General features: G+C 73.4%; 4 protein-coding genes. 2 read left to right on the top strand and 2 right to left on the bottom strand.

Annotation, left to right across the window (positions count from 1 at the left end; translation table 11 throughout):
- On the bottom strand, window positions 1-767 hold a 767-nt coding region (locus RIM90_RS30550), incomplete at its 3' end, for an agmatinase (RefSeq protein WP_309063986.1).
- Between the two features lie 57 nt (window positions 768-824).
- Window positions 825-2303 (bottom strand): sodium:solute symporter, encoded by a 1479-nt coding sequence (locus tag RIM90_RS30545; protein ID WP_309063985.1) that lies wholly within the window; start codon window positions 2301-2303, stop codon window positions 825-827.
- Window positions 2304-2487: 184 nt separating this feature from the next.
- On the opposite strand from RIM90_RS30545, the gene RIM90_RS30540 reads away from it, so the two are divergent.
- Both RIM90_RS30540 and RIM90_RS30535 read left to right on the top strand, forming a co-directional pair.
- Window positions 2488-3948, top strand: coding sequence for a helix-turn-helix domain-containing protein (locus RIM90_RS30540; protein ID WP_309063984.1), 1461 nt, complete (start codon window positions 2488-2490; stop codon window positions 3946-3948).
- A gap of 127 nt (window positions 3949-4075) precedes the next feature.
- Window positions 4076-4864: a phosphatase gene (locus RIM90_RS30535; protein WP_309063983.1), complete on the top strand. Its 789-nt coding sequence runs from the start codon at window positions 4076-4078 to the stop codon at window positions 4862-4864.
- Window positions 4865-5042 lie beyond the last annotated feature (178 nt).

Raw genomic sequence — 5042 nt, 5'->3', positions numbered from 1 at the left:
GTGCCGGTGCCGGGGGCGTGGGCCGGGTCCAGGCAGTCGATGTCGATGGAGATGTACAGCGGGCGGTCGCCGATGCGCTGGCGCAGCTGGTCGGCGACCTCGTCGGCGCCCCGGCGGTAGACGTCCGCGGAGGTGACGATGCCGAAGCCCATCTTCTCGTCGTCGGTGAGGTCCTGCTTGCCGTACAGCGGGCCGCGGGTGCCGACGTGGGAGAGGGCGGAGGTGTCGAGGATGCCCTCCTCCACCGCGCGGCGGAACGGGGTGCCGTGGGTGTACTCGGCGCCGAAGTAGGTGTCCCAGGTGTCGAGGTGGGCGTCGAAGTGCAGCAGGGCGACCGGGCCGTGCTTCTTGGCGACCGAGCGCAGCAGCGGCAGCGCGATGGTGTGGTCGCCGCCGAGGGTCATCAGGCGGGCGCCGGTGCCGAGCAGGTCGTCGGCGGCGGCCTCGACGGTCTCCACGGCCTCGTTGATGTTGAACGGGTTCACGGCGATGTCGCCGCCGTCCGCGACCTGGGCGAGGGCGAAGGGGGAGGCGTCCTGCGCCGGGTTGTAGGGGCGCAGCAGCCGGGACGCCTCGCGGATGGCGTTGCCGCCGAAGCGGGCGCCCGGCCGGTAGGAGACGCCCGAGTCGAACGGCACGCCCACCACGGCGACGTCGGCGCGGCCGACCTCGTCGAGGCGGGGCAGCCGGGCGAAGGTCGCGGGACCGGCGTACCGCGGGATGCGGGAGGAGTCGACGGGGCCGCGGGGCGTCTCGTTGCTGCTCATGGGGTACTGCCTTCTTTCCTACGCTTCGTCGCGTATGTACTGCCTGCCCTGACGACTCTACTGGGCGGCGGGGACCGGTTCGGACGGGGATTCGGACGCGGGGGCGCGTCCGGCGACGCGTTCGCGCCAGACGGCCAGGACGGCCTCGTCGGTGGGCCGGGTCGCCAGGGAGACCACGACGTAGGCGACGAGGGAGGACAACAGACCGTAGTAGACGGGCTCGTTGGCGAGGATGCCGTAGCCGGCCATCAGGCCGATGACGGCCAGACCGCCGACGGCGACGGCGGCGAGGGCACCCTGCGCGGTGCCGCGCTTCCACAGCAGCCCGCCGAGGATCGGCACGAGGAGTCCGCCGACGAGCAGGTTGTAGGCCACGGTCAGCGCCTGGACGACGTCGTTCAGCGCGATCGCCGTGCCGATGACGGCGAGGCCCATGAGGAGGATGAAGGCGCGGTTGCCCTTCACCTCGTCGTGCGCCTCGTCGTGCCGTGCGCCGGACGGGCCCACGATGCCCCGCAGGCGTGCCCAGATGTCGTTGTTGGCGACGGTGGCGCAGGCGATCAGGGCGCCGGAGGAGGTCGACATCACGGCGGCGAGGGCGGCGGCCAGCACCAGTCCGCGCACGCCGACGGGCAGTTCGTCCTTGACGATGGTGGCGAAGGCGTCGTCGGGGCTGCCGAGCTTCGGGTAGAGCACCTTGGCGGCGGTGCCGATGACGGCGCCGGCGAGGGCGTAGGCGAGGCAGTAGGTGCCGGCGACGGTGCCGCCCCACCGGGCGGTGCGGTCGCTGCGGGCGGTGAACACGCGCTGCCAGATGTCCTGGCCGATCAGCATGCCGAAGGTGTAGATCAGCACGTAGGTGAAGATCGTCTCGCCGCCGACGCCCAGCGGGTCGAAGTACCCGGTGGGCAGCTGCGCCTTCATCTCGGCGAAGCCGCCCGCCTTGACGACCGCGATGGGCAGCAGCAGGAGCAGCACGCCGATCGTCTTGACGACGAACTGCACCATGTCGGTCAGCGTGATGGACCACATCCCGCCGAGCGTGGAGTACGCGACGACGATGGAGCCGCCGAGGACGATCGCGAGGGTGCGGTTGATGTCGAACAGGACGTCGAAGATCGTGGCGTAGGCGATGGTCGAGGTGACCGCGAGCATGAGGGTGTACGCCCACATGACCACGCCGGAGATGACGCCCGCCCGGCCGCCGTAGCGCAGGTCGAGCATCTCGGAGACGGTGTAGACCTTCAGTCGGGCGATGCGGGCGGAGAAGAAGATGCTCAGGGCGAGCAGGCCGAGGCCGATGGTGAAGACCATCCAGGCGCCGGAGAGGCCGTACTGGTAGCCGAGGCCCACGCCGCCGATGGTGGAGGCGCCGCCGAGGACGATGGCGGCCATGGTGCCGGAGTACATCGCGGGGCCCAGGCGGCGGCCGGCCACCAGGAACTCGCTCTTGGACTTGGCGCGGCGCATGCCCCACCAGCCCATGGCCAGCATGCCGGCCAGATAGACGACGATGACCAGGTAGTCGACGGCCATGGGGCCTCCTTCGCGCGCTGTCGGTGGCGTGTCGTGCAGAGGGAAGAGGTCCGGCCGCTCGTCACGGGGACATCCGCCCGTACCCGTGGGCTGCCGGTCTGACCCGACCCTAGGTGGCCGAAAAGCAACTGCGAAGTGTACGTTTCCTCCATTCCGACCGAACGGGATGGAGGAAACGTCCACCATGCCGGAGCCCGCGGTTCCGCCCACGCCGCCCGTGCCCCTGGACGCGCTGCTGGCACGCGAGGACCTCGGCCTGCGCCGGATCGCCGGGCCGGACGATCCCGGCATCGTCGTCCACGGGGCGCACACCTCGGAGATGGCGGACCCGTACCCGTACCTGCTGGGCGGGGAACTGCTGCTGTCGGCGGGGGTGCACATTCCGGAGGGGGCGGGCGCGGGGTACTTCGACGCCTACGTCTCCCGGATCGTGGCGGCGGGCGGCGCGGCGCTCGGTTTCGGCGTGGCACCGGTGCACGACACGGTGCCGGCGGCGCTGGCCGAGGCCTGCGCGACGCACGGACTGCCGTTGCTGGAGGTGCCGCCGCGGACCACCTTCTCGGGTGTGGTCCGCGCGGTCTGGCAGCTGATGGCCCGGGCCCGCCTGGCCGAGCTGCGCCGCGTGACGGAGGCCCAGCAGAGCCTCGCCACCGCCGCCGCCCGTCCCGACCCGGTCCCGTCCGTCCTGCACCAGCTGGCCCGCAGGCTGGGCGGCCGGGCGGTGCTCTACGGCCCGGAGGGCACGGAACTCGCGGCGGCGGGGCGGGACCAGGGGGAGGAGGTGCGGGCGGCCCTGGCGGAACTGGCGGAGGTCGTACGCCCCGACGCCGGCCGGCCCGCCTCCGCCACCGACACGGTCGCCGGTACCGGTCTGGCCGCCTACGCGCTCGGCGGCGGCCAGGGGTTCGTGCTCGGGATCGCCGCCCCGCAGCGGGACCCGGGGGACCACACCATCGCGTCCGTGGCCGCCGTCCTGCTCTCGCTGCTCACCGGTGAGCACCAGAGCGGCACCGGCGCGGCCCGGTCCTCCGCACTCGTGCGGCTGCTGCTGGGCAGCCGGCCCGAGGACGTGGCGCCGCTGCTCGGCGGGGACCGGTGGCGGGTGGTGCACGCCCGGCCGGCCGCCCGGGCACCGGACCCCCTGGCCGCCTCCGCGCTGGGCGCCGCGCTCGGGTCGGCGCTGGTGGATCCGGCCGACGAGGTCGTACGCGTCCTGGTGCCGGCGGACCGGACCGTGGAGGCGCTGCCCGGCTGGACCCTGGGGGTCAGCGCGGCCGTCGCCCCGCACGACTGGCCGGCCGCCGACACCCAGGCGGCCCGCGCCCTGGCCCGGGCCCGCGCCACCCGCGCCCCGCTGGTCCGGCACGGCTCCCGGGCCGCCGCCCTCGCCGACCTCGTCACCCCGCACGACGCGGACGCCCACGCCCGCGCGCTCCTGGCGCCGGTGGCGGACGCCCCCGCTCTCACGGAGACGCTGCGCACCTGGCTCTCCCTGCACGGCAGTTGGGACCGCACGGCGGTGGCCCTGTCCGTGCACCGCAACACCGTGCGGCAGCGGATCGCGCGGTGCTCGGCCCTGCTGGAGGCCGACCTGGACGACCCGGACGTACGGATGGAGCTGTGGTTCGCGCTGCGGCGGACCTGAACCCCCGGGACCGGGACCGGACCCGCACACCCTGAGTATCCGTACGGAGCCGAATGAGTACGTGACGCACGTCCCAGCGTGCGACATGCCGGGGACGGCCACAGGCCGCTGCTCCACAATGGGGGGCATGCCGATACCCGGGACACCCAGCCGCGCCGAACTCCTCGCCCACCTCGTCGCCACCCGCATCGCGGGCGACGTCGCCACGCCGCGCGAGAACAACCTCTCCCACTACCGCAAGCTGGCGAACGGCGACCGCCACTACTGGCTCGGCCTGGAACTCGGCGACCGCTGGAACGACGAGCAGGACGTGCTCGCGGTGATGGCGGAGCGGGTCGGCGTCAACGACGATCCCGAGCACCGGCACGGCCAGGACACCATCGACCCCGAGCTGACCGTCGCCGGGCTGGAGCGCATGGCCGGACGGCTGCGCAAGGCGGCGGACGGACGGCAGCGGGTGCTGTTCGCCACCGGCCATCCCGGTGGCCTGCTCGACGTGCACCGTGCCACGGCCGCCGCGCTGCGGGCCGCCGGCTGCGAGATCGTCGTCATCCCGGACGGGCTGAGCACGGACGAGGGCTATGTGATGCAGTTCGCGGACGTGGCGGTGCTGGAGCACGGCGCCACCCTGTGGCACACGCACTCCGGTGAACCGATGAAGGCCATTCTCACCGCCCTGGAGCGCGAGGGCCGCCCGCTGCCCGACCTGGTCGTCGCCGACCACGGCTGGGCGGGTGCCGCGGGGCAGTACGGCGTCGACTCCGTCGGCTACGCCGACTGCAACGACCCGGCCCTGTTCCTCGCGGAGGCGGAGGGCACCGTCCAGGTGACGGTCCCCCTCGACGACCACGTGGTCAGCCCCCGCCACTACGACCCGATGACGGCGTACCTGCTGGCGGAGGCGGGGCTGGCGTAGGCCGGGTCCCCGGCCGGCGCGGGCCGGTCGGCGACCCGGCGGTCATGGGACAACGGCCCGATGTGCGGCCCCGTGTCGGCGGCCGCACATCGCGTTGTCGTCGCTGTCGTATCAGTCCTTGTCGTCTCAGTGCTTGTCGTCGTGGTCGCCGTTGCCGCCACGCCCGTTGTCGTGGTCG

It is taken from the genome of Streptomyces sp., assembly GCF_031181555.1.
GTDB lineage: Bacteria > Actinomycetota > Actinomycetes > Streptomycetales > Streptomycetaceae > Streptomyces > Streptomyces fimbriatus.
The sequence above is the reverse complement of the archived record's forward strand: the minus strand, read 5'-3'. Positions and strand labels throughout refer to the sequence as shown.

Bases quoted from the DNA above. Each gene is read 5' to 3' on its own strand.
- RIM90_RS30545 (WP_309063985.1), bottom strand. From the start codon at position 2,303: ATGGCCGTCGACTACCTGGTCATCGTCGTCTATCTGGCCGGCATGCTG.
- RIM90_RS30540 (WP_309063984.1), top strand. From the start codon at position 2,488: ATGCCGGAGCCCGCGGTTCCGCCCACGCCGCCCGTGCCCCTGGACGCG.
- RIM90_RS30535 (WP_309063983.1), top strand. From the start codon at position 4,076: ATGCCGATACCCGGGACACCCAGCCGCGCCGAACTCCTCGCCCACCTC.